Raw genomic sequence first — 24,193 nt, 5'->3', positions numbered from 1 at the left:
AATGCGCTATGGCCTTAAAAAGGAAGAGGGCTCCAATCATGGAGCCCTCTTCCTTTTTATAGCTTATGAGTTATTTCTCTACATAATTCAGTTCCTTACCGTAGGTTTCCTGGGTAAAGAAAGCGGCAATGAGGGTAATAGCCATAACAATGATACCGGTGGTCACACCACTACGCAGCAGCGGCCAGCCCCAACTATCCTGAAAAAGATCCTTAAATAGGAGATTCATTAAAAACAATCCTCCCCTAACAATATTAGGAATCGTGGTAGCTGCGGTAGCCCTTAGGTTTGTACCAAACTGTTCGGCACCCATGGTAACAAAAATGGCCCAGAAGCCGGTGCTGAAACCTAGAGCAGCACAAATGGCATACATCCGGCCATCGTTACTATTAAAGGCACTAAAGAACAGGATACCCGAAATAATAGTCAACGCATAGAAAAGGTACAGTGCCTTCTTACGGCTTTGAAAATACTGACTGACAAAACCAATGAGTATATCTCCTACCGCAATACCTACATATGCAAACATTACTGCTCGTCCGCTGTCTACATTATTGGCTCCATACAATTCAGTAGCAAAGCGGTTACTTAAATTGACCAGGATGCCTATGACATACCAGGTAGGGAGACCGATCAAAACAGCCATTATATATTTACGGAAACGGGTACCGTTGTTAAAGAACATCAGCAGGTTGCCTCGTTTTACATTTAGATCTTTAACTTCCTGGTACATACCACTCTCGGCAACGCTTATACGCAACAGCAACAGTCCAACACCCAGTACGCCGCCTATTTTATAACAAAGCCTCCAATCGTTAGTAAACTTATATGTAAAGTAAGCGAAGACTGCTCCAAATAAACCAATACCCGCAACAAGGGATGTTCCTACGCCTCTTTTATTTTTGGGTAACAACTCACTTACCAAAGTAATACCAGCACCCAATTCTCCGGCCAGGCCAATACCAGCAATAAAGCGGGCTAAAGCATATTGATCGACGGAAGTCACATAACCCGTTAGGAAATTAGCCACAGAATACAACATGATGGAGCCAAAAAGGACACTCAAGCGTCCGCGCTTATCGCCCATAATTCCCCAAACAATCCCCCAATGAGCAAGCCAATCATCTGCCAGTTGATGATACGAGTGCTGGCCGCGACCATTGCTTTAGTATCAGCCTTGCTGATACCAATAGCTACCAGACTGGGCTCACGAACAATAGAGAATAGCAGTAAGTCATAAATATCCACGAAGTATCCCAATGCGGCTACTATGACGGCCACATTGAAGAGGGAGGCTTGTTTTTTATCCATTACAATATAGGGTTCTTATCGTTTTCATCTAAAGGCACTGTGCGTTTTTTAGAAAACAATAATTTATATAAAACGGGTACTGTTGTAATAAGGATGATACCAATAGTAATAGTTTCAATGTGATCTTTCAGGCTAAAGCCAAACGCTGACAAGATCCAACCTTCTAGGTAATAACCTCCCAACATCATGCTGCACACCCAAGCCAATGAGCCTAATACATTATATAAAATAAAAGTGGAACGCTCCATTTTTACTACCCCAGCAATAATGGGTGCAAACGTGCGGATAATGGGTAAGAACTTCGCCAGGAAAATGGTAGCCTTACCATATCGATCATAGAATTCTTTAGCACGTAGCAGGTGTTTCTTCCGGAAAAGCCATGTTTCTCTGCGCTCAAATAATAAGGGACCTGTTTTTCGACCAAACCAGTATCCCACCAAATTGCCTAACACAGAAGCAACAATGACCAACAGCAAAACAAAATAAAAAGGGAAACCAAAGAACTCTATAGCCAATTGGTCTAAATAAATACCAGCTGCAAACAGTAATGCATCGCCTGGTAAAAAGAATCCAACAAACAACCCCGTTTCTGCAAAAACCACTAATAACAGAATATATAAGCCCCCGTTATTGATGATCCATTCAATAAACTGATGAATAAATCCACCCTGTAGTAAGACGATATCTAGGAAATGATGCATTACGGATTTTCAGTTTTAAGTCAACTCAATTCGTGAATGGTGAGCGGTGAGTGATGAATAAAAGTAGCCTTTTATTTACCATTCGCTATTCATCATTGACTAACCTTCTAACTCCCCTTCCCACTTACTAACTACGCTGGTGGCTAAGGCATTACCTACCACATTTGTAGCGGTACGGAACATGTCACAAAAATGATCAATGGGTAAGATCAGGGCTACGCCTTCTGGCGGGATATTGAACATGGCACAGGTAGCCAATACTACAACCAGTGAAGCACGCGGTACACCAGCAATACCTTTACTCGTCAACATTAATACCAATAACATGGTCAATTGCGTACCTAAAGGAAGATGAATGCCATAGGCCTGTGCAATAGCTAAGGATGCAAAGGTCATATACATCATGCTACCATCAAGGTTGAAGGAATAACCCAGTGGTAATACAAACGATACGATCTTATCGCGGCAACCGAAACGCTCTAATTCTTCTGTAAGTTTAGGAAAAACAGCCTCACTACTAGTAGTACTGAACGCAATTAATAATGGACTGCCGATACGACGCAGCAGTTCTTTTGTGCGGCCTTTTAAGATCAGGAAACCTACAGTAAGCAAAACCACCCACAGAATAGCAATGCCTAAGATGAAGTAGGCGAAATAAATAATATAAAACTGGAAGATACCTAGCCCCTTAGCTGCTACGACAGCAGCGATAGCACCAAACACACCAAAAGGGGCAAAGTTCATCACATAGTTTACCATCTTTAAGATGATATGAGCTGTAATATCTAATGCATGAATAACCGGCTTTGCATAATCGCCTATGGCAGCCGCCGCTACGCCAAAGAAAATAGAGAAGATAACGATCTGCAGGATCTCGTTGGTAGCCATGGCTTCAATAGCACTACGTGGAACAACATGGGTTACGAAGTTTTCTAAAGAAAAGCTTTGCGTTTTACCCATAAGGTCTTTTAAGCCCGCTGTATCAGTTTGAGAAAGATCAATATAATGGCCGGGTTGAAAAACGTTAACCAGCAACAAGCCCAGTAATAGTGACACAAGTGAGGCTGAAACAAACCACAAGATGGCTTTCCCTCCTACTCTTCCCACGGTTTGCAGGTTGCCCAGTTTAGCAATGCCCACAACCAATGTGGTGAAAACCAACGGCGCAATAATCATTTGCACCAGGCGTATAAAGATGTTACTTAGGAGTTTTATGTTTTTAGAGAACGAGTCAATAGTTTCTGGCGACGCACTCCTATGCACAAAGTAGCCCACTATTATCCCCAAAATCATTGCCAGAATGATATACGACGTCAGACGGTTTCCTTTTCTCATAAAGCGATTTAATAAACAGATGGCCGAAAATCGGAAAAAAAAGGCAGGATGAAAACTTTTGTTGAAATAGGTTCAAATCAATACTATAAAAGAAAACATGCCTGTATTGATTTATTATTTAATTTTCGAGCTTATTCGAATCCACTAATTAAACACACTTATGAGTTTATTTGTCAAGAAGCCCCTCGATCAGATATTGGCACAAGCTGCCGATAGCGAGAAAGGCTTGAAACGAACGCTGGGTGCCGGCAACCTGGTGGCCCTGGGTATTGGTGCCATTATTGGTGCTGGTTTGTTTGTCCGTACTGCTGCTGCAGCGGGTCAAGCTGCGGGTCCTGCCGTAACCCTCTCCTTTATTATTGCTGCTATTGGATGTGCTTTCGCCGGCTTGTGTTATGCCGAGTTTGCCGCAATGATCCCTATTGCGGGTAGTGCCTATGCTTACTCTTATGTAACCATGGGTGAGCTTATAGCCTGGATCATTGGTTGGGCTCTTATTATGGAATACGCATTAGGTGCCGCTACTGTATCGATTGCCTGGAGTGAATATTTAAATAAGCTATTAGGAGGGGCTGTTCCGTACGAATGGTCGCACTCGCCCTTTGAAAGTTTCACTGATGCTGCTGGTGTGCTGCACCAAGGAATTATTAACGCACCGGCCTTGGTCATTCTTCTTTTGTTAACCCTTTTATTAATCAGAGGTACGCAAGAAAGCGCTTTGGTAAATGCTGTAATTGTATTTATTAAAGTAGCAATTGTAATATTATTCATTGTTATTGGCTGGCAGTTTATCAAGCCCGAGAATCATACACCTTATATGATTCCAGAAGGCACGCCTCCTGTATTGGATAATGCTGGTAAAGAAATTGTGAACTATTCCGGTGTGTTCAAACACGGCTGGGGTGGTGTACTTGGTGGTGCGGCTATCGTATTCTTTGCCTTTATTGGTTTTGATGCTGTATCAACAGCTGCACAGGAAGCTAAAAATCCAAAGCGTGATATGCCAATTGGTATTTTAGGTTCCCTGGTAGTATGTACTATTTTATATATCCTGTTTGGTCACGTACTAACAGGTGTATCACCATGGAGAGATTTTGTTGATCCAGAAAAAGGTCGTGAAGCTTCTGTAGCCTATGCTATTTCTCAATATATGCATGGTTATAGCTGGTTATCTACTGGTGTAACAGTAGCGATCTTAGCTGGTTTCTCTTCTGTAATCCTGGTAATGTTAATGGGTCAAAGCCGTATCTTCTATACCATGAGTAATGACGGTTTGTTGCCAAAAGCTTTTGGCGACCTGCACCCTCGTTTCAAAACACCTTACAAGGCTAACTGGATATTGTTTGTGTTTGTAGGCTTGTTTGCTGCATTTGTTCCCGGACACGTAGCTGGTGATCTTACTTCTTTCGGCACACTGTTCGCCTTCGTACTGGTAAGCTTAGGTGTATTGATCCTTCGTAAGAAAGAACCCAATATGGAAAGACCATTTAGAACACCTGCTGCACCAGTAGTATCTGTTTTAGGTGCTGTTATTTGTACGTTGATGATTGTGGCAATCGATGCCCGTACATTACAAGCCGCTGGTTTGTGGATGATCATCGGTTTGGTGGTGTATTTCTCTTACAGCCGCAAGCGTAGCAAACTCAGAAATTATTCTGATGTATTGCCAAAAGCAAAAGACTTTGAAAAAGTCAGCTAAAACTGCTATTTAAAATACAAAACCCCGCCGCAAGCGGGGTTTTTCTTTTGCAAATAGTACATTTGCGCCTCTGATGTGTACAGCTGTGAGCCTCGAGCTATTAGCCTTTAGCTAAAAAACAGCCATACACCATTTTACAACTAAACTTTAAACCAGAAACTTATATATGGGTCGCATATTTGAGGTACGAAAATCTACCATGTTTGCCCGCTGGGATCGCATGGCCAAGCAGTTTACACGTATTGGTAAAGAGATTGTGATTGCCGTAAAAGCCGGTGGTCCTGACCCGAATACCAACCCTGCTTTACGTCGCTGCTTTCAGAATGCCAAGGCGGTAAATATGCCTAAAGACCGTGTAGAGGCAGCTATTAAGCGTGCACAAGGAAAGGAAATGGACAACTATGAGGAAATCCTGTATGAAGGATATGCCCCACATGGTGTAGCCGTTTTGGTTGAAACCGCTACCGATAACCACGTACGAACAGTAGCCAATGTAAAATCCATTTTCAATAAAGGTGGTGGCAGCTTAGGAAATAGTGGTAGTGTAAGCTTCCAGTTCAAGAAAATGGGCGTATTTAAATTAAAGCCGGAAGGCTTGAACGCAGAAGACCTGGAACTGGAGCTGATTGATTTTGGCCTGGAAGAATTAGGGGAAGGTACAGGCGAGAATGGTGAAGACGTATTGGTATTACGTTGTGCCTTTAATGATTTCGGCGCTCTACAAAAAGGATTGGAAGAAAAGAGCCTAACGCCTTTAAGCGCTGAGGTAGAGTGGATACCAACCACTACTGTAGAACTGGATGAAGAAAAAGCGCAAGAGGTCTTAAAGCTTGTAGATAAGCTAGAACAGGACGAAGATGTTCAGAAAGTGTTTCACAACTTACAATAAGCAAAGCCCCGCCAGAAGCGGGGTTTTGTTTTGCAGCTGTTCGCCATTAAATCAAATAAAGGCCAGCAGCTATTACAAAGTACAATACCACTTGAAGCCAGGAAGCTATAAGCTGAGCTCAATAGCCTAGTTTTGCATTGCTATTGAAATCATGACAGAATCGCCCATTATATTATTTGACGGTGTTTGTAACTTTTGTAACAGCACCGTCAATTTTATTTTACGGCTAGACAAAAAGCAGGTTTTCCGCTTTGCGGCTTTACAATCCAAGGCAGGCCAAGAGCTTTTAAAAGAACACCATTTCTCACAAGAAGATTTCAACACCTTCCTTTTTATTGAAAGCGGTAAGCCCTACACCGCTTCAACTGCAGCCTTACGCCTTGTGCGGTATTTGCCTTGGTACTGGCAGTGGGCACAACTCTTCTGGTTGACACCTCGCTTTATTAGAGATGGCATCTACAGGCTAATAGCTAATAATCGTTATAACTGGTTTGGAAAAAGAGAAACTTGTATGATCCCTTCTTCGGCAGTACGAAAACGTTTTTTAGAATAAAGGATTTGTATCTATCCTAATTCATCGAGGTAAACCTTGCCTTCCATAAACAGCACACATTTTCCGGCAAGCAATACCCTATCTCCATTCAGCTCACACTGCAAATCGCCACCGCGTGGGGACAATTGCTTACAATTCAGTTCTGTAGTATTTAGTTTTTCACTCCAATAAGGCACAATATTACAATGAGCTGATCCTGTAACCGGATCTTCCGGTATACCCGCTCCGGGGTAAAAGCAGCGGGAAACCACATCTGCCGATTGCCCTTTTGCTGTAGCAATCACACCGATTGTGTCCAACTCTTTCATGAGTGTATAATCCGGTTGTAAATTTCTAACCGCATCTTCATTGGGTAACACCACAAAATAATCACGGGACTTTAATACTTCAACAGCATTAGAAACGCCTAATGATGACAAAAGCTTTTCTGGCACTTCGCAAGCTTGAGGCATACGTGCCGGAAAATCCAGCGTATATACGCCCTCGTTACAATACGTTTTTAGCTGACCCACCTTTTGTGTAGTAAACTGAATTTCTTTTATAGGTGGTTCAATAAAATTCTTGATGATATAAGATGCAGCTAATGTAGCGTGCCCACACAGATCGATCTCATATTCTGGCGTAAACCAACGGATATGATATCCCTCCTCTCCTTTCACAAAGAATACAGTTTCGCTCAGGTTGTTTTCCATTGCGATCTGTTGCATCAAATTGTCTTCCAACCAATGCTCTAATGGAATTACGGCTGCGGGATTACCTTTAAATACAGATTCTGTGAAAGCATCAACCTGGAATATGTTTAAGTTCATATCAGTGTTTTAATGAAGTTCGTGGTAGTGCTAATTTATAACGAACAGCAATGACCCGAATAAAAAAGATCAACAGAATACAAATGATCTTAGAAATGTTGGTATTCAAGGGGAATTGCAGCAGCAGTATATATCCGCTACCTCCCAGCACACAGGCCAAGGCGTAGATCTCTTTTTGAAAGATCAATGGCACTTTATTTAATAGCACATCCCGTATAACACCTCCAAAGCAGGCTGTAATTGTTCCTAAGGCCACGCAAACGCCAGGGCCTAAGTGATATCGCAAGCCTATTTCAATACCAACTATAGTGAACAACCCCAAACCTAGGGCATCAAATAAAAAGAGAGAAGTTGTAAGCTGTTTTAAATGCGAGCCAAACAGCATGGTTATTAGTGCACTAAAGAGGATCACAAAGATAGTTACTTCGTTGTGCAGCCAGTTTACTGGCAGGTTACCTACCAGTACATCGCGCAACGTTCCCCACCGATAGCTGTTGTAAAAGCAATGATCAAAGTACCAAAAGGATCTAGCTTGCGTTCCATAGCGGAAAAGGTGCCCGAAACCGCAAAAGCGAAAGTGCCCAGAATGTCGATAATATTTAAGACGTTAGTATACATTAAAAGAAGTGAGACGTGAAAGGTGAGAGAAGTCCATGGTCAACAGTCGACGGTTCACAGTAGAGCGTGGCACACTATGCAAAAAGGAGTCTTAATAAATAGCGTTACTAAACTATTATATAGGACTCCCTTTCACGTTTTATGTCTTACCATTGACTCAATGACTTACTAACTATTGGCTTAATTATTCTGCCATCATCTTTTTCACTACGCTTTCAATCTCTTCAGCGTTTGGTTTGCTGAAGTAGTCGCCGTCACTACCATAGGCAGGACGGTGTGCTTTAGCCGTGATAGTTTTAGGAGCCACATCTAACCAACGGTAGCCGCCCTGTTCTTCCATCACCTTGTTAAACATGTAAGCCGCAGCGCCACCAGGCACATCCTCATCAATGAAAGCTATACGGTTGGTCTTTTTCAACGAATCCAAGATCTTATGCTCAAGGTCAAATGGCAGTAGTGTTTGCACATCTATTACCTCGCAGTTGATGCCTTGCTTCTCTAATAACTGAGCCGCTTCCATTACTACACGAAGCGTAGACCCATACGTTACCAGTGTAATATCAGTGCCTTCTTTAACTACTTCGGGAATTCCTAGCGGCACTGTATAGTCTAACAAGTTGTTTGGCAACTTTTCTTTTAAGCGATAGCCATTTAGACATTCAACCACTATACCAGGATCGTTGCTGCGTAATAATGTATTGTACATACCGGCAGCCTGCACCATGTTGCGTGGCACACATACATGCATACCGCGCAGCGAGTTGATCACCATACCCATTGGTGAGCCACTATGCCAGATACCCTCTAAGCGGTGACCGCGTGTGCGTACAATTATGGGACAGCTTTGCTGACCTTTAGTACGATAATGTAAGGTCGCTACATCATCGCTCAATGGTTGTAAACCATACAACAGATAATCCAGATATTGGATTTCAGCAATTGGGCGTAAGCCACGCATAGCTAAACCAATACCTTGACCCATAATCGTTAACTCCCGTATACCGGTATCAAAGATGCGGTCAACACCATACTTGGCTTGCAAGCCAGAAAAGCCTTGGTTTACATCACCGATATAGCCTAAGTCTTCACCAAAGGCAAAGGTTTTGGGGTTATTAGCGAATAGTTGATCAAAGTAGTGATTCAACACTTCAAAGCCATTAAGTGTTGGTGCATCATTATCGTAGGAAGGAGCAACAGCTGCAACTTTAAGTGCACTCTTCTCTCCTTCATTCATTAAATACGTATTGTAAAGGCTATGATTTTCTTTTTGAAGATCCTGGTAGTAATCTTTCAGCCAGTAACCAGAATCATGCGTACCCACTAGGGTTACAGCCGTACTTAATACCCGCATTACATCGCGACGTAAAGGTTCGCGCAGGCCAGATAGTTCTGCCACCAGCGATTGTATAGATGCCGCTACCGCAGTATTCTTAGAAGCAACATCATTTAACAAATCAACTGTTTTGGCTACTTGTGCTTTTATTGGATCCAGGTAGTTGCTCCAGGCTCTATTCTTTTCTTCGCGCACTTGCAGCTTGGCCTCTTCTTCTATATGGGCCAGTTCTTCTTCAGTAGCCAGCGCATTGGCAATAACCCACTGACGCATTTTCACCATGCCATCCCATTGGCGCTCCCATTCCAGGCGCTCAGTGGTCTTATAGCGTTCATGGCTGCCGGAGGTAGAGTGACCTTGTGGCTGTGTGATTTCTTCAACATGAAAAACCGTAGGTGTATGGGTTTCACGAGCCATGCGAATACCTTCTTCAAAGGTTTCGCACAATGCGGCATAATCCCAGCCCTTTACTTTATAGATATTGATACCATTAGTACCTTCTTCTTTTTGGAATCCGGACAGGGCATCAGAAATAGAAGCTTTTGTGGTTTGGTATTTTTTAGGAACGGATATGCCATAGCCATCATCCCACACAAACACCACTAGCGGCACTTGTAAAACGCCAGCTGCATTGATGGTCTCCCAAAAATGCCCTTCAGAAGTAGAGGCATCGCCTATGGTACAAAAGCAAACCTCATTACCATTAGTAGACAGGGTATCGAATTGTTGCAGGTCCTTTACATTACGAAAGCACTTTGAAGCAAAGGCTAAACCCAAGCCTCTTGTCATTTGACCAGCCGTTGGAGCTATATCAGAAGAAACGTTTTTGCGATTTGCCAGATCTAACCACTCCCCTTGTTCACTCACCCACGGCGTAGCAAAGTGGCCATTCATTTGGCGACCGCCACTGAAAGGCTCCTGTTCTACATCAGGATTAGCATATAACTGCGCAAAAAACTGTTCTACAGTAGCTAACCCGCTGGCAAACATGAAAGTTTGGTCGCGGTAATAGCCTGAACGGAAATCGCCAGGCTGGAAAAACTTTGCCATGGCAATCTGGGCTACTTCTTTACCATCGCCGAAAATGCCAAATTTGGCTTTTCCGGTCAGGACCTCTTTACGCCCCAGCAAGCTTGTTTCACGACTGATACAAGCCCAGCGGTAATCCTGTAAAACTTCTTCACGAAAATTATCAAATGACAATTTATCCATAGAAGGCTGCCCTCCCTCGAAAGTATTTTCCATTTAGCAAAAATAGGGGAAAGCCCCCACCGTTAAAATTGAGCTAAGTAACGTTTTCAATTAGTTTTTTACATTGATTCTTTTAATTTTGAAAAACACTAGCTTTTCTATGAAGAAAATCTACACATTATTAGTATTGGCTATCGCCTGCAGTGGCGTAAAGGCCCAAACGCAAGCTGACACTAAAGTTCCGGAAGCTGTTGACTTTAAAGAAACGGTTTTTGACTTTGGTAAAATACCTCAGGGCAAGCCTGTTTACCATTTATTTGAATGGATAAATAAGGGTACTGTGCCTGTAAAACTCGATAATGTACAAGCCAGTTGTGGCTGTACAACGCCTGAATGGTCTAAAGAACCGGTGGCTGCTGGCAATAATTCTACTATTAAAGTAGGGTATAATGCCGCCGCTGAGGGCTCTTTTGAAAAATTTATTACTGTGCAATACAACGGAAATCAAGCAAAACAAATCATAATAAAGGGCACTGTCTGGAAAGCACCTGCCGGGGCAGCACCAAGTAATGCATCTGTACAATTTTTAAAATCACAATTGCAGTAACTATTTTAAAAACTTTATAAACTCTAAAGAATGAAAAAACTGTTCTTAATCGCATCTCTATTTGTAAGCGCACTTGCTGTTCAGGCCCAGGATAAGAAAGCGGATGAAGTTATCAAAGTAAACATGGAGAAATACGACTTTGGTAAGATCAAGCAAAATGTACCTGTAACAACATTCTTTGAAATTAAAAATATCTCTGACAAGCCAGTAGTTATTGAAAACGCATGGGCTTCCTGCGGCTGTACTACTCCCGAAGTACCCAAAGAGCCTATTGCGCCAAACGCGACAGTGAAAATGAAAGTAGGCTATAATGCTGCCGCATTAAACCATTTCGAAAAACCCGTTTCAATTAAACTGGCCGGCATTAATGAGCCCAAAGTAGTGACTATTTCTGGTGATGTACTGGACGAAGCATCTTATGCCACTTATGAAAAGGAAAACAAAAAAAGCACCGAAACAACTAAAACAAAGTCTGCTCCTAAAAAGACAAAAAAGTAATCAATCCTACTTTTCATAAAAAAAGCCCCGGACCATCCGGGGCTTTTTTTGTAGTATTCCAATTCAAAATTGGTAACATCTTATTGATCAACCTTGACATATAAGTACTACATTTTTCTTCTTTTCACATCAGAATTTCCATTCTGTTTATATACAATTCTGACTGCTTCACACTAGAATGGATAGCCAATAGCCAGGTTATAGATAAGGTTTTCTTTTCGCCACTTTTGGGTGCCAAAATCAATTTGATTCATTACCCAGGGGTTTTGCTCCCAAGGTTTGCGCAAAGGCATACCTACATCCAGGCGAATTACAAACAATTGGATGTCAAAGCGAATACCCACACCAGCACCAACAGCTAGTTGGTTGAGAAATTTGCCGGTGAACTTTGATCCCGGCCTGGTACTGTCTTCATTGACCAGCCAGATATTACCCGCATCAATAAATAAGGCACCGTACAATGGACCCGATATATGAGGGCGAAATTCTGTATTGAACTCCAACTTAATATCACCTGTTTGATTCGCAAAGAAGTTGGTATTGGTACTATTCGCTTCTTTAAAGGTTCCAGGCCCTACCGAACGGCTTCTAAATGCCCGGATACTATTGTTACCTCCCGTGAAGAACTGCTTTACATACGGAAGAATTAAAGAATTACCATGCGGATGCCCATAGCCAATATCGACACGGTTTACCCAGCTGGAGTTTAATCCCATTCTTCTATAGTATCGTCCGTCTACTTCAAACTTGATGTACTGATCAAATTTGGCATTAAATATTCGTTCCTGTTTACCCGCCTTCACATCGGCACCCGTAATTAACCCGGCAATATTTCCCGAAAAATCAGCCAATCCCATAAAGTAAAAAGCATTTCTCTTTTGCAGCCCTGCAGCTAATTGGTTATAGGTAAACTGATACACCGTTCCTAACACAAATTGCGAATCGATAATTTGGTTTAAGTAAGGGTACTTGGCTATACTGTCTCGATACTCTTTTGTAACATTCAACGGCTGCACATAATTAATATTAATCGGCAGAAACTCATGGGTCTTCATAATAGACGGTTTCCAGATATATCCAAAATCGAATCGGAACGAATTAACCGTATAGAGTTCCTTACGATTTAAAATATCATAACCCAATCGAATATTGGTACGTGGTACATAATTCCCTTTTGGATTTATACTAAAACCAAATGGAACAATGAATCCCGGTTTAGCAAAGTTTAATTCTGCACCACTTCTATACGTTGGATAGCGTTTTTGCGTGTTTCCTTTTTCATCAACTGTTTTTCCCCCTAGCTGTACCTCTGTAGCAATGTAGGCGCTAAGACTTACCTGCTCCCCACCACGGAACATGTTCCGGTTCAGCCACCTGAACTGCACAGCCGAACCACTTAAATCATTAGACTTACTGGTTAAATTGAACTCTGCCCGCAAGGACTTTTTAGGCATTGGGGTTAAATAGTAAAAGGCATTCAGTTCGGGGCTATCCGGTACTGGCTCAAAGCGGTTCCGTACAAACTTAAACTCATCTAAACTGATTAAACGGTTCAGGGTTTGATTGTGGTCTACTCTATTATATAACTCGCCAGAGTCAAACTGCATTACATGCTCAAACATGCGCGGCTTAAAACGTTTTCTTCGGTCTACCACATAATAATCCTTGTAATGCTGTGCATTTTGCATGCTGGTATCAATCTGCGGGCTGTTAATATTATAATTGGCATAAATCACCACATCATTGATGGTGTATGGCACCAGTGCATTATCCGGAGCGTCGGTTTTAATGGCCACCCGCATGTCTACCCGATTATTGCCAATGGTACTATCTACTCTAACAATCAAATGATCGGGACTGAAGTAATAAAACCCCCTATCTTTTACATAAGCATCAATCCGGTTGCGTTCACCGCGAATAACATCCAGATCGTAAGGATTGCCGGGCTTTAAAAATGTGTTGGCTGTACTCTGTTGTATTGCTTTTGCCAGGTCGCTGCTATCGTTGGGGAAGCCGACTGTGTTAATCTTATACTGTGCGCCTGCTTTTGCAACAAATTCAGCATGCCCTTTTTTCCCCTTCACTATAGTATCTCCTGTTACCCCAGCTTTAAAGAAGCCTTTGTTTTCTAAATGCCCCCTCAACAACTTAATATTATTCTCCAGATCTAGACTGCTAACCAATACGGGTGGCTCACCGTTTTTATCCCGGAACTTGCCAAAGAACGAATTGGGCTTCGCCTTTCGAAACATATTATATATACCCAATTTCATAGGGATACCTAAAAACCGGGTGTTAGGTTTAGGACGGACCATACCCTGCAAGTCGGCCTTCAACACTTTCTTCTGACGGGCTGTTGTGCCTGATGTTTCCAACTTAACAGTAGCCCCAGTATAGAGCTGTTCTCCCTCCGGCAAATGCCTGGTAGTGCTACAAGCTGTTATAAAACAAATAAAAAGAAATATTATGCTATTTCGAAAGGTACTCATTGCTGTCGTTGATTTTATTTGCCACCCTCGGTTTTTGGCGGAGTTGCTTGTCGATTTTGATTTTTAGGTCTTCTATTTAAAAATATTTGTCGGAAGCGGTTATAATCTACTGTCATTATGAATCCCACACCTGTTTCAATGATATAACCATCAACCACAGCATCGTATTCATTTTTCCGATAGAAGCGTAACATGTATCGATTGTCCCGGCTTAGTTGATAATTAACCGCCACATTGCCCGCAATATTATCAGCATTCTGATTGGACTGAGTGGCACCTTCCAACATAAAGTCGCTACCCACTGTTACGGTCAAGCGATCATTTAACAAGCGTTTACTCAAGCCTACATTCAGATCGGTACGACTCCTGCGTTGCCCTGTTGTATAATCATCACTGGATTGTACATCGAAATTGATATCAACGCCATTGATCAATCCTCCTGCCAGGTCATTCAACTGCTCCGTTAATAACTTACTTACACTTTGACGGGCAATTGTTTCTGCACTAAACCCACCAGAGCTGGACTCAAAAGGATTATCGCCTACAAAACGATTCAATAATAAAATGGAGAATACCTGGCGGTTTAACTCTGAAGGTTCCTGCCGCAATTGCGTTAGGCGGGTATTAACAGTCGAGAGCACATCACCGCTAACGGTATAATTCTGCTCTTCTGGCAAGATGATGTCAAAGGTGAGTTCCGGTTTCATCAACTCTCCTTGCAACTTCAATAATACATTGAAAGGAAGCTTTTGCAAGTAGTAGTTGCGCTGATTGGGATCACTGATCTGATTGCTTACCAAATCCAAGGGCGCTGTATTAGCTACATAAATAGCTGTTGCGTCCAATTGGGCATTGGTAGGTTCGCCATACCATGTGATCTTACTACCTTTTTGAAGGATAAACTTTCTTCTCAAAAAGTTGAAAGAAAACTGGTATCCCCCTTCTTCTATTTCATAGGTTCCGGTTAACGTAATATTACCGCTTGGATCAATGCCTGTAGATAGCTGACCCGTTCCCTTCATATTAAGAAGGTCACCGTTTGCTACGTCCACGATAACATTGAAGTTAGCCTCACGTTCAATGGAAATATTGGCAGACACATCCATGCCTAAAACATTGGTTTTATTGAGTGAGTCATAAGCCAGGAACAAAGAATCATTTTCCGGCGCACTAAAGTCTACAAACTCCACTACACCTTCCCGTTGCACTACCCCTGGTTCTTCTTGCGGAATCACTATGGTAAAATCGGTGCCCTTTTTAACCGTTACATTACCCGATACTACTGGCTTTATTTCGGTGCCCCCTACATGCATTTTTGTAGTAATGACCATATCACCGAAAAACAGCTTATTGTCTTTACGGGTGGTATTCAACACCTTGAAGTTGTCGGCATTGATATCCAAATTCAAACCATAATTAATGAAGTTGGTCGTACTGGCTGTACCATTTATTGTCAAAGCATTATTGACAGAATCCTTGATGGTAAAATTATTAAACGCAAAGCCATTTTCTGTTACAGCAATTGCCTCTCCATCAATCTTCAACGGCCCCCCGAGCATATAGGTGCTGATACTGGCTTTATCAAAATTCAAGTTACCTTGTACTTTAGGAGCACTGGCAGTTCCTGAAATACTTATGTTACCATTTACAGCACCGCTGGCCTGCTTCACAAAATCGGCCAATACGCCTTCAAGGCTATTTAATTGAAGCGGTTGTACAGACATATTCAAATCCATGACCACATCATTTTCTTGCTGCAACATGGACCCAGTAACCCGTACATTATTACCAAAGCCTGTTAAACTCACATCAGCCACATAACTATTTACACGATTGTTATTTACGTTTAACTGAAGATTACCCAGTGTGTCTCCACGGAAGCTCAAATTATCCACCCTCAGATTACTTGTAAACAAGGGCTGCTGCATGATATCAACAAAGGTGATCGTACCATTTATAGTTCCATCTACCAATAAGGTATCGGCCTTCATAAAGCCGGTAATGGTACCCATTTTAAAATTGCCAAACTTAACATTCAATGGCCCGCCACTCATGCCTTCTTCACTTTGTATGGATAGGCTTTGCCCTCCTCTTTGTAATGAGAAATTGTTGGCAGTAATGATGTCGGAAGAAATAAGAATCTCATTATTCTCTGCTATGTTCCAGCGATCATAATTAAGCAATAAGCTATCCGAATGCAATTGCATAGCATAGATACCCTGACGGGGTTGGTGCAGCACACCAGCCAAAACATATTTATCCTTGCCAGCTATGTCAGCCACTTTCAACCCAAAGTTGATCACATTATCCAAGGCGGTTGCGTTTAGCCGTGTATTGTAAATATCAGTAGTGCCTGTTTGCAGATGTGCCAGGGTTCCTGTTAATTGTAATCCGTCTGCGGTTGTATTGATATTGGCCTTCAGGCCTGTTATATCCATACCATTATACACCAATGATGCAGCGCTGGCTACTGCCTGCATACCGCGCCCAGTAGCCATGCTACCTCTCACATGTATGGAATCCCGAATTTCGAGCCCTGGCACAAAGGCTGAAAGGAATGGAGAGTTGACCAGATCAAGCTGGAAAGTAAAGTCATAAGGACTTACTTTCTGCAGCTTATTACCTGGCACAATGGAGAAGTAAGGATCGATATTGTTTTGTATAATAGCGCCTAGCTCAGCGTAACGGTACTGCCCTTCAATAGTAGCTGATGCTATTGGGCTCGACAGCCTGATGAATTGGTTTGTTCCATTGCGTCCAGCCACCAGCTGCAGGCTATCTAAAGTCAAACGATCTTTTCCAGATACTAATAAGCCATCAGTTATTGAAACATTAGCATCTAAATAGTCGGCACTCATTGATGATACATTGGCATCAACTCGGCCTCTAAACACCAAAGGTTCTGTGGTAAAGCCCAGTGGTTGTGTTTTAATACTATCAACAAAGCCATTAAAAGAAATTGCTGAATTCTTCAGGTTAACACGGGCGGTTCCGGAAAGGTCGATATTGGGATCATGTATGTCTGTAGTAACATTGAGCAGTGACTGCCGAAAGTTACCATCCAGCTTGACATTCCGATAGGTGTAGTTATTGTACCCAAAAGAATTGACCACTCCATTAAAGCGAACGTTCATGTTATCGGGCGTAGTACCACTACCCACAACACGCATATTGGCTGTTAATGCACCAATGGTGTTGTTGCGCATTATTGATCCGATACGTAAAGACTGAGTCCTCACTACGGCATTATAACTTGCCTTTGTTGGATTGGTTAGGTTAGCAAAACGGCCGCTCACGCCAATGTTTCCCATGGCAGTCTGTATGGTCAGGTTCGCTCCCAGGTTACTCATATTACCCGATAGTGTACCACTGGCAGCAAATGTTTCTGGCAAGTTGATATCTCGAGTCGACAGGCGCTGCCCTGTAAAAACAGAAAGGTCTGTTTGCGAGGTATGGAAGCGGCGGATGGTAAATGTACCTGAGGCATCGGTTGGGTTCATTAAGCCGGCCAGCGTACCAGAGGCATCCAGCTCTGTATTTTTTAATCCTCTAAAACGTAAGCTTTCAAAGTTCAAACGGTTTAAGGTACCATTGCCAACAATGTTCACATACCATACTGCATTGGGATCACGCAGAGCGGGATGTCCACGCAGCTGCGGTGCAAAGGCCAAAATATCTTTTACCTGTATACGGCTATCAACCAACTCCAGGTCAATGACTGTTTCTGCAGGCTTCTTTGTCAGTGCATCAAATGATTCATATTCCAGTACAGCATTCCGTTTTAACTCAGTACCCGGTGTTTTTAAATACAGGTTCTTTAAGTAAGATTGGTTGTTGGCATACAGTAGTTCGCCTTGCATTGCATCTAACTGAAAGCCACTTTTTTCTTTAAAAAAACCTTGCGTAATGACAGCTGCAACGGAATCGCCATTCATTACAAAGTCTTTTATATGCAGCGTTAGGCTATCGCCTCTAAAGTGGGCATAATCAATACCATGAGGCTGCTTGGGGTTATTGTCGTTGTCAAACTGCACCGTGTTTTTGTTAAGCGCCATATCATCAACACGTATCCTCCAGTTTTGCTGCTTTTGCGCTACTACCTCCTGTTTTACCTGCTTCGCCACCAGGCGGGCCTCGGGCTTTTTACCCAGCCTAATAGCGGATACAGCATTATCTAATTGTAGTTTATCCAAGTGCAGTACCTGGTTTTGTAGGTCTAACTGCCGGCCATCTAACACCAGGTGGCCAATATTGAATAAAGTATAAAAGGCAGAAACATCATTTCCATACTGCAAATCCAAATCATCCAATACTACATTGCCAAGGCTCAATTTCATGGTGATGGGTTCTGCTGCCTCAGCTATATCTTTTGACAAAGGATCTGGCGTTACTAACGGCGTGGCCTGATTGAAACGAACCTTTATCCCTTTCGCTGTCATGCTGGGCAGTATATAATGGGAGGTATAGGGATTTAATGTATCGATATTCAGAGAAAGGTTATTGATGGCCGCATACATGTCATTGCCCGTTATCACATCCTTATAAACCACCTTTACATTATCCAGTCCTAAATGATCCACATTAAACTCTATAGCAGCTGTTTGGGATGTATCAGCAGTAGTTTGAGACTTGGGTGCAAAAGCGTCTACAACAAACTGGAAATTAAAAACCGTGTCCGGCAGTATTCGTTTTACCTTGGCCGTAATATCGGTTAGCTGCACATCTTTTATTTCTACTTTATTAGATAACAGCTGAAACAAGTCTATATTAACCTTTATTGACCCGCCAGATAGTAACGTGTCTTTTGTACGATCTTCTATATATACGTTCTGAAGATGTACCATACGTGGCAAACCAACGTGAATACTACCTATTTCTACTTTGGTCTTCAGTTTGTTCTGCAAGTAGAGTTCTACCTTATGCGTTGCAAATCGTTGCACCGGAGGAGTTAAAACCAATAGGAATACGATTACTATAAATAGCAATAGAAACAGGACGATTTTAAGTAAAATCCGCGCAGCCCGTTGCACACCGTTCATGTGTCTTTGTTCTTTTTGCATTATATGGAGAGCATGAGTATGTCATTTGGTTGCAAATAATAGACCTCGGGAAAGGGCTTTTTTAAACAAAAGCCACAGGCGCCTTCTGTAGAGAATGTTCTACACGGATTTAAATCAGAAAGCCATTTTACTTACTGATTAATAAGGAGTTATTAAAAGCAAGGCTAGTTAAAGCCTGAAGGATTAGCCGCCATTATTACCTAACCTCTACTCTTTAGCCTTAAGCTTTATGCTCAGATAATACGGCTAAAAACGAAGAGACAAAACAAGTAGAACATCTCTTTTACAGCTAAATGTTCAGCATACAGTATAAAAGAATCATTGTTACGGCCTCCCTTTTTCCCGAAATGTCCCGTATATAAGCTGTATATAAGCCACATATAAGCCGTATATAAGCCGCCTCTATATAGAGGCGGCTTATATACAGGATAAATAGAAATGGTATAAGGGAAAAAGATCATAAATAACACAATAAGGCCGTGTTGTGCTATTGGGTTAGAACTCTTCTTCAACATAAACGCTAAATACTTACTCACCCGTTTCGTCGGCATAAGCGGCATCTACCGGTTTGGATTGGGGTGAGCCTTTTTGACGCAGAAAAACAGAAAGCATAATGATGGCCAAAACGGACAGGAACTCGCTTTGCCAGTTTTGGAAAGATTCAAACCATAAACGGCTATTAGCCAGGTATTCAATAGCTGTCTCTGTAGGTTTCCTTAGCAATTGTTGCTCTTCGTTATAATCTTTCATACTACCGTACCAGTGAACACCAAAACTTATGGCAAACATTAGAAATAAGGCAATAGTGAGCGAATGCTTATAGATCTTTAAGATCAAACCTCCCTGTTTTACCGGCCATGGCGCATCTTCTTTGTTTGGATCAGGTTCACGATCCTCTTCTCCTTTTGGATCATCAGGATCTTTGGATTCAGAAGAGCCTTTTTGATATAAAAAAATCGTCATTACTACAAACAACCCCATTTGAAGAAACTCGCTTTCCCAGTTTTCAAATGTGGATTCAAGAAAATGCCCTGAACTGAGATATTGTCTCAAACCGACTTGCTGCCGCCCTTTTTCCTGCATCTTCTCATTGTATTGCCTTAATCCGGTTATGGTTTGACCTACAATAGAAACAAGAAATAACAAGAAGAAGACGAGCGACAAGCTGTTATTTCTTAGCACTTTTTTCATAGCTCTTTAATTTAGATTCCACAGACAGTACTTGTTTAATCCTTTGGGACTAGTTTCTATTTTTGCTTATACAAATGCCCGGCCATTTAGAACCAACAGCTAGCAGATGTATAAAACATGCTTAAATTGAATCCATTGTTTTTATCAGTGTTTACCCGAACTATTGAAATGAAAAAGCGCCTCCTTGTTTTTACCATCACATTCTTGCTGCTAACAGGGAGTCAGGCGCAATCAGTAAATATAAACTGGTTTAGTGTAAAAGGTTTTCTACCACAATGGAATGGTGCCAATGTGCAATTACTGATGAATGGAGCAATGATTTACAATGGTACAGTCCAAGAAGATCTATTCAGCTATACCGGTAAAGTAGCATCTACTCAAGAGGGTCTTTTAAAAATAACCCGAAGCAAACAAACTCTTTTTCTGCCCTTCTTTATTGAATCCGGCACCATTAAGATCCGGGATGAAGGCAAAAAACTGGTAGCATACGGCACTACTACCAATGAAGACTACCAGGCACTCATACATCAGTTTGATTCGCTCGCCCTTTTGCAAAGCAACATGCATTTTGAAGCAATAAAACAATATAAACGGGAATTAGCGACCAACTATATTTTACAAAAACCTACTTCACCCATCAGCCTAAAATTGCTGGCTGATTATTACTACTTAGAGCAAAGTGCAAATGATTCTGTGTATTACCAATTATACAACAGTTTAGATACACCTTTACAAAGATCCCTTACCGGCAAAAAGCTAGAGCAGGACGTAAAGCAACGCTATGCGGTGGCAAATGGCCGGCCTGCACCTCAATTAGAGCTACCAGATAGCAACCATCAAACCTTGCCCATTTATCAAACAGGCCATTTTACATTAATAAACTTTTGGGCTAGTTGGTGCCTTCCCTGTAAGCGTGAGCACCCGGCATTGATCAAGCTGTATAAGCAGTTTCATGAACAGGGTTTCATTATTGTGGGCATTTCACTTGATACCAACCGCTCTGCCTGGCTAAATGCTATTAAAACCGAAGGGCTTGAATGGTTACAACTCAACGATTTAAAAGGCTGGTACAGCCCTGCTGCAACCAGCTATGGTGTTAAACTAGTCCCCTTCAATATTTTATTGGACGCTACCGGAACTATTATTGGAAAAAACCTGCGGATGGAAGAAATAGAATCGATTTTGACAAAAACCATGAGATCTCAACCGTTTTAGGTAGAGAAATTATTACAAATTGAGCCCAAAAGCTGTTTTCCCTGATCAGGTACAATGTTTGCATATCCTTTATGAAAGCGGTTTTATAAAAGCCTAGAAATACAATTTCCTTGAGAAGTGCCACGAAAAACGCCAGTTAGCGACTTAAGTCACTTAAACTTTTTTGTATGCGCTTTTCCTATTTCAAAACGCTTTCTCTACCATGGCAAGCCAAAGTTATTTGTGAATGTGGCGTACGTTTGGCAGAAAGGAAATTGGCTGATGTCATTATAGAACTGTACCAGATAGACAGCTTTTATGCTGAAGTGTATTACCGACACAGCGATAGTGAAGTAATAAAAATTGCCAGCTTTCAGGATCTAAGCTACTTAGACCCCTATTTTAATGACGTTATGTTGCCGGATATAACACCCAAAATTTTAAAAGATGATGAATGTTAGAAATATTTTTCAACTACATCAGAAATAAATTGCAGCAACACATATAAAAATTTTATCTTGCAATCGCTTAAGTTTGGCGCACGCTAAACTTGTTTCTTATAAGCAGTTAGTTTTGGTAGACCTCTTGTTTTTACAAGAGGTTTTTTTATTGCTGCTAGTGGGATTTTTAATGGATTACGCGGATAAGATTTGGCAAGTGAAGTCATTGATTTTGGTCAAGCAAAATGACTCAAATGGAGAAGTAAACATAGCATACAAAACATAGCTGGCTACTTTTTCACGGTAGCAGTAAATAAACAGAATTGTCTCTTAATTAGCGGCTGCAATAGGAATACTTACTTTAATCATACAGCCCTGACCAGGTGCACTATTAATATGAAAATTGCCATTCAAATTTTCAGCACGGCTTTTCATGTTGGTAATTCCAATTCCTTCTTTCTTTTGCGACATATCAAATCCCTTTCCATCATCTCTGATCATCAGGCTTAGTGTATGATCTTTAAAAGAGATCTCAATAGTAGCATAATTGGCTTCTGCGTATTTAAGAATATTATTCAGCTGCTCCTGAACAATTCGGTAAATAGCTAAATGCAGCTCTTGTGATGCTATAGAATTTACATGGCCATCAATTGTATAGATGATATTAACACGTCGGATCAGGTTAATGGACTCTACCAATTCTTTAATGGAATCTTGTAAGGATATATGTCCTAATGTTGGCGCTGATAACCGCTTGGAAATACTCCGAATTTCATTGATGCAAATCTGCAAATGGTAAATAGACTTGCTCAGCAGATCATCTGGTCTGCCTATCCCATCGCGTAGCATTTCATTGTAAAGTTTTACAGTTGTCAATACCTGGTTCACATTATCATGCAACTCCTGCCCTAACTGAGACCGCTCATTTTCCTGAGCCTTGATCACAGCCGCTGTCATCTCTTTTTGAATTTCTTTACTCCGTTGGTCAAGCTGCGTCTGCAGTTCAATTCGTTCTGTGATATCGCGGCTGGTAATAACCAAGCCCTTGATATCAGGGTCATTCAACAAATTGACACCACGCGATTCCAGCCATCGCCATTCATTATTGGCATTTAAATATCGATAAGGTGAAGAAATGAGCTTTCGTCCCTTTAAAAACTGCTGCATTTTAATAAACAGTACCGGTTTGTCATCTGGGTGCACCAGGTCAAGCGCATTTCTACCTTGTAAATCCTCAGGAGTATATCCCAGGATTTCAGAAACAGTAGGACTAACATATCGACAAACGCCTTGCTCGTCATTGATCGAAATCAAGTCAGAGCTATTTTGTACGAGCGACTTAAAGCGTTGCTCGCTTAAACGTAACTGTTGCTCAGCCTCTCGCTTATCAGTAATATCTGTTACCATGGCGAGTGCTCCCTTATATTCTTCCTCTTTAAAAATGGGAGTAACGTGCAGATGTGCCCAGATAAGTTGTCCGTCTTTCTTTTGAAAAACGAATTCTTCTTCATCAGCAATGCCTTTACGCCGGCGGGCAATATTGCTATCAGCTTTCATGAACTCCGACTCTTTCATAAAGTCGTACAAGTGCTTACCAGCCATTTCTTCCCGCGAGTAACCCAGCATTTGCGCCATTGGCTCATTTACAAAGGTTGTCAGGCTGTTTTCATCAATCATCCATATGCCTTCCTGTGCTGTTTCTACAATTAGCCGGTAGCGTTCTTCACTTTCTTTTAAATTCTTTTCGGCCCTTCTACGGCGAGAAATGTCAATACCTGTTCCTATCAGGTATGGGCGATTATCAATTACCGTTAGTGTACCTGTAAAATAATGTGGCAGTGGTTGCCCTTGTTTACTTATAAGATATCCATCCATATCGGCAAAGCCTTCCGCTACTGCCTTATGCATGGTTTCTGCCATCAGTTGCTTCTCGTCATTCCGGAAAAGGTCAAACAGGATCATACCCTTTATATCATCTGCGCTATAACCAGAAATGGTTTCAAGATTATTATTCCATTGAAGAAACTTACCCGCTGGATCAACTATATAAAAAATACCAGGGAAGCTATTAATAATGAGTTCGGTGTGGTGGGCACTTATCAAAGCTTTAGTTTTTCTTGGGTTTAAAAAGGCGCTACAAATAACAATAATTAATAAGATAAATAAAAGAAAATCAAATAAATATTATATGAACGTAGGTGGATTCATATAATCGGTTGTTTTCTTAAATGGTTGTATGTATACTAAAGGATGTGAACTGTCAGCCTGCCCTTTT

Annotated in this window: 19 protein-coding genes and 1 pseudogene; 7 read left to right on the top strand and 13 right to left on the bottom strand. The window is 41.6% G+C overall.

Annotation, left to right across the window (positions count from 1 at the left end; genetic code table 11):
* Window positions 1-70: 70 nt before the first annotated feature.
* From SY85_RS21585 to SY85_RS21575, 4 genes are all read right to left on the bottom strand, one after another.
* A complete protein-coding gene (locus SY85_RS21585; RefSeq protein ID WP_236938258.1) occupies window positions 71-1,066 on the bottom strand; it encodes an MFS transporter in 996 nt (331 codons plus the stop codon).
* The gene (locus SY85_RS26010; RefSeq protein WP_226998936.1) at window positions 1,063-1,311 is read right to left on the bottom strand and encodes a hypothetical protein; all 249 of its coding nucleotides are present in this window, start codon (window positions 1,309-1,311) and stop codon (window positions 1,063-1,065) included. The genes SY85_RS21585 and SY85_RS26010 overlap by 4 nt, the downstream gene beginning before the upstream one ends.
* Entirely contained in the window at window positions 1,311-2,012 is a 702-nt protein-coding gene (locus SY85_RS21580) for a DedA family protein (protein ID WP_066407587.1), read from the bottom strand. Before SY85_RS21580 ends, SY85_RS26010 begins: the two co-directional genes overlap by 1 nt.
* A 99-nt stretch (window positions 2,013-2,111) precedes the next feature.
* Window positions 2,112-3,347, bottom strand: a complete 1,236-nt coding sequence (locus tag SY85_RS21575; RefSeq protein WP_066407584.1) for a dicarboxylate/amino acid:cation symporter — start codon at window positions 3,345-3,347, stop codon at window positions 2,112-2,114.
* A 160-nt stretch (window positions 3,348-3,507) separates the two neighbouring features.
* Here SY85_RS21575 and SY85_RS21570 point away from each other — a divergent pair, with 160 nt between their 5' ends.
* The 3 genes from SY85_RS21570 to SY85_RS21560 all read left to right on the top strand — a co-directional run bounded on the left by SY85_RS21570 (window position 3,508) and on the right by SY85_RS21560 (window position 6,488).
* Window positions 3,508-5,046, top strand: coding sequence for an amino acid permease (locus tag SY85_RS21570; RefSeq protein ID WP_066407578.1), 1,539 nt, complete (start codon window positions 3,508-3,510; stop codon window positions 5,044-5,046).
* A gap of 166 nt (window positions 5,047-5,212) precedes the next feature.
* Window positions 5,213-5,935, top strand: a complete 723-nt coding sequence (locus SY85_RS21565; protein ID WP_066407576.1) for a YebC/PmpR family DNA-binding transcriptional regulator — start codon at window positions 5,213-5,215, stop codon at window positions 5,933-5,935.
* A gap of 151 nt (window positions 5,936-6,086) precedes the next feature.
* On the top strand, window positions 6,087-6,488 hold the full coding sequence (locus SY85_RS21560) for a thiol-disulfide oxidoreductase DCC family protein (protein ID WP_066407574.1): 402 nt from the start codon (window positions 6,087-6,089) through the stop codon (window positions 6,486-6,488).
* A gap of 11 nt (window positions 6,489-6,499) precedes the next feature.
* Here SY85_RS21560 and SY85_RS21555 read toward each other — a convergent pair whose 3' ends face one another.
* The 4 genes and pseudogenes from SY85_RS21555 to SY85_RS21545 form a co-directional block, all read right to left on the bottom strand.
* Window positions 6,500-7,297 (bottom strand): PhzF family phenazine biosynthesis protein, encoded by a 798-nt coding sequence (locus SY85_RS21555; protein ID WP_066407572.1) that lies wholly within the window; start codon window positions 7,295-7,297, stop codon window positions 6,500-6,502.
* A gap of 1 nt (window position 7,298) precedes the next feature.
* A complete protein-coding gene (locus tag SY85_RS21550; RefSeq protein ID WP_418251543.1) occupies window positions 7,299-7,682 on the bottom strand; it encodes a trimeric intracellular cation channel family protein in 384 nt (127 codons plus the stop codon).
* Between the two features lie 51 nt (window positions 7,683-7,733).
* A pseudogene (locus SY85_RS26060) lies at window positions 7,734-7,840 on the bottom strand (TRIC cation channel family protein); the annotation flags it as partial.
* Between the two features lie 259 nt (window positions 7,841-8,099).
* On the bottom strand, window positions 8,100-10,493 hold the full coding sequence (locus tag SY85_RS21545) for an alpha-ketoacid dehydrogenase subunit alpha/beta (RefSeq protein ID WP_082886643.1): 2,394 nt from the start codon (window positions 10,491-10,493) through the stop codon (window positions 8,100-8,102).
* A gap of 106 nt (window positions 10,494-10,599) precedes the next feature.
* Here SY85_RS21545 and SY85_RS21540 point away from each other — a divergent pair, with 106 nt between their 5' ends.
* A complete protein-coding gene (locus SY85_RS21540) occupies window positions 10,600-11,046 on the top strand; it encodes a DUF1573 domain-containing protein (protein WP_066407567.1) in 447 nt (148 codons plus the stop codon).
* 30 nt (window positions 11,047-11,076) lie between these two features.
* A complete protein-coding gene (locus SY85_RS21535) occupies window positions 11,077-11,544 on the top strand; it encodes a DUF1573 domain-containing protein (RefSeq protein ID WP_066407565.1) in 468 nt (155 codons plus the stop codon).
* 173 nt (window positions 11,545-11,717) lie between these two features.
* Here SY85_RS21535 and tamL read toward each other — a convergent pair whose 3' ends face one another.
* The 4 genes from tamL to SY85_RS21515 form a co-directional block, all read right to left on the bottom strand.
* Window positions 11,718-14,033: a translocation and assembly module lipoprotein TamL gene (gene tamL, locus SY85_RS21530; protein WP_066407564.1), complete on the bottom strand. Its 2,316-nt coding sequence runs from the start codon at window positions 14,031-14,033 to the stop codon at window positions 11,718-11,720.
* A 14-nt stretch (window positions 14,034-14,047) separates the two neighbouring features.
* On the bottom strand, window positions 14,048-19,093 hold the full coding sequence (locus SY85_RS21525; protein WP_066407562.1) for a translocation/assembly module TamB domain-containing protein: 5,046 nt from the start codon (window positions 19,091-19,093) through the stop codon (window positions 14,048-14,050).
* Window positions 19,094-19,326: 233 nt separating this feature from the next.
* Entirely contained in the window at window positions 19,327-19,644 is a 318-nt protein-coding gene (locus SY85_RS21520; protein ID WP_148661253.1) for a hypothetical protein, read from the bottom strand.
* Window positions 19,622-20,284: a DUF6766 family protein gene (locus tag SY85_RS21515; RefSeq protein ID WP_066407557.1), complete on the bottom strand. Its 663-nt coding sequence runs from the start codon at window positions 20,282-20,284 to the stop codon at window positions 19,622-19,624. The genes SY85_RS21520 and SY85_RS21515 overlap by 23 nt, the downstream gene beginning before the upstream one ends.
* Before the next feature lie 117 nt (window positions 20,285-20,401).
* Between SY85_RS21515 and SY85_RS21510 the strand changes: the two genes are divergently transcribed.
* Both SY85_RS21510 and SY85_RS21505 read left to right on the top strand, forming a co-directional pair.
* Window positions 20,402-21,499, top strand: a complete 1,098-nt coding sequence (locus SY85_RS21510) for a TlpA disulfide reductase family protein (RefSeq protein ID WP_066407554.1) — start codon at window positions 20,402-20,404, stop codon at window positions 21,497-21,499.
* 167 nt (window positions 21,500-21,666) lie between these two features.
* Window positions 21,667-21,939: a hypothetical protein gene (locus tag SY85_RS21505; RefSeq protein ID WP_066407551.1), complete on the top strand. Its 273-nt coding sequence runs from the start codon at window positions 21,667-21,669 to the stop codon at window positions 21,937-21,939.
* Between the two features lie 309 nt (window positions 21,940-22,248).
* On the opposite strand, the gene SY85_RS21495 is transcribed toward SY85_RS21505, so the two are convergent.
* Window positions 22,249-24,021, bottom strand: a complete 1,773-nt coding sequence (locus tag SY85_RS21495; protein WP_066407546.1) for a PAS domain-containing sensor histidine kinase — start codon at window positions 24,019-24,021, stop codon at window positions 22,249-22,251.
* Between the last annotated feature and the right edge of the window lie 172 nt (window positions 24,022-24,193).

Source organism: Flavisolibacter tropicus (assembly GCF_001644645.1).
In the GTDB taxonomy this organism is placed as follows: domain Bacteria; phylum Bacteroidota; class Bacteroidia; order Chitinophagales; family Chitinophagaceae; genus Flavisolibacter; species Flavisolibacter tropicus.
The sequence above is the reverse complement of the archived record's forward strand: the minus strand, read 5'-3'. Positions and strand labels throughout refer to the sequence as shown.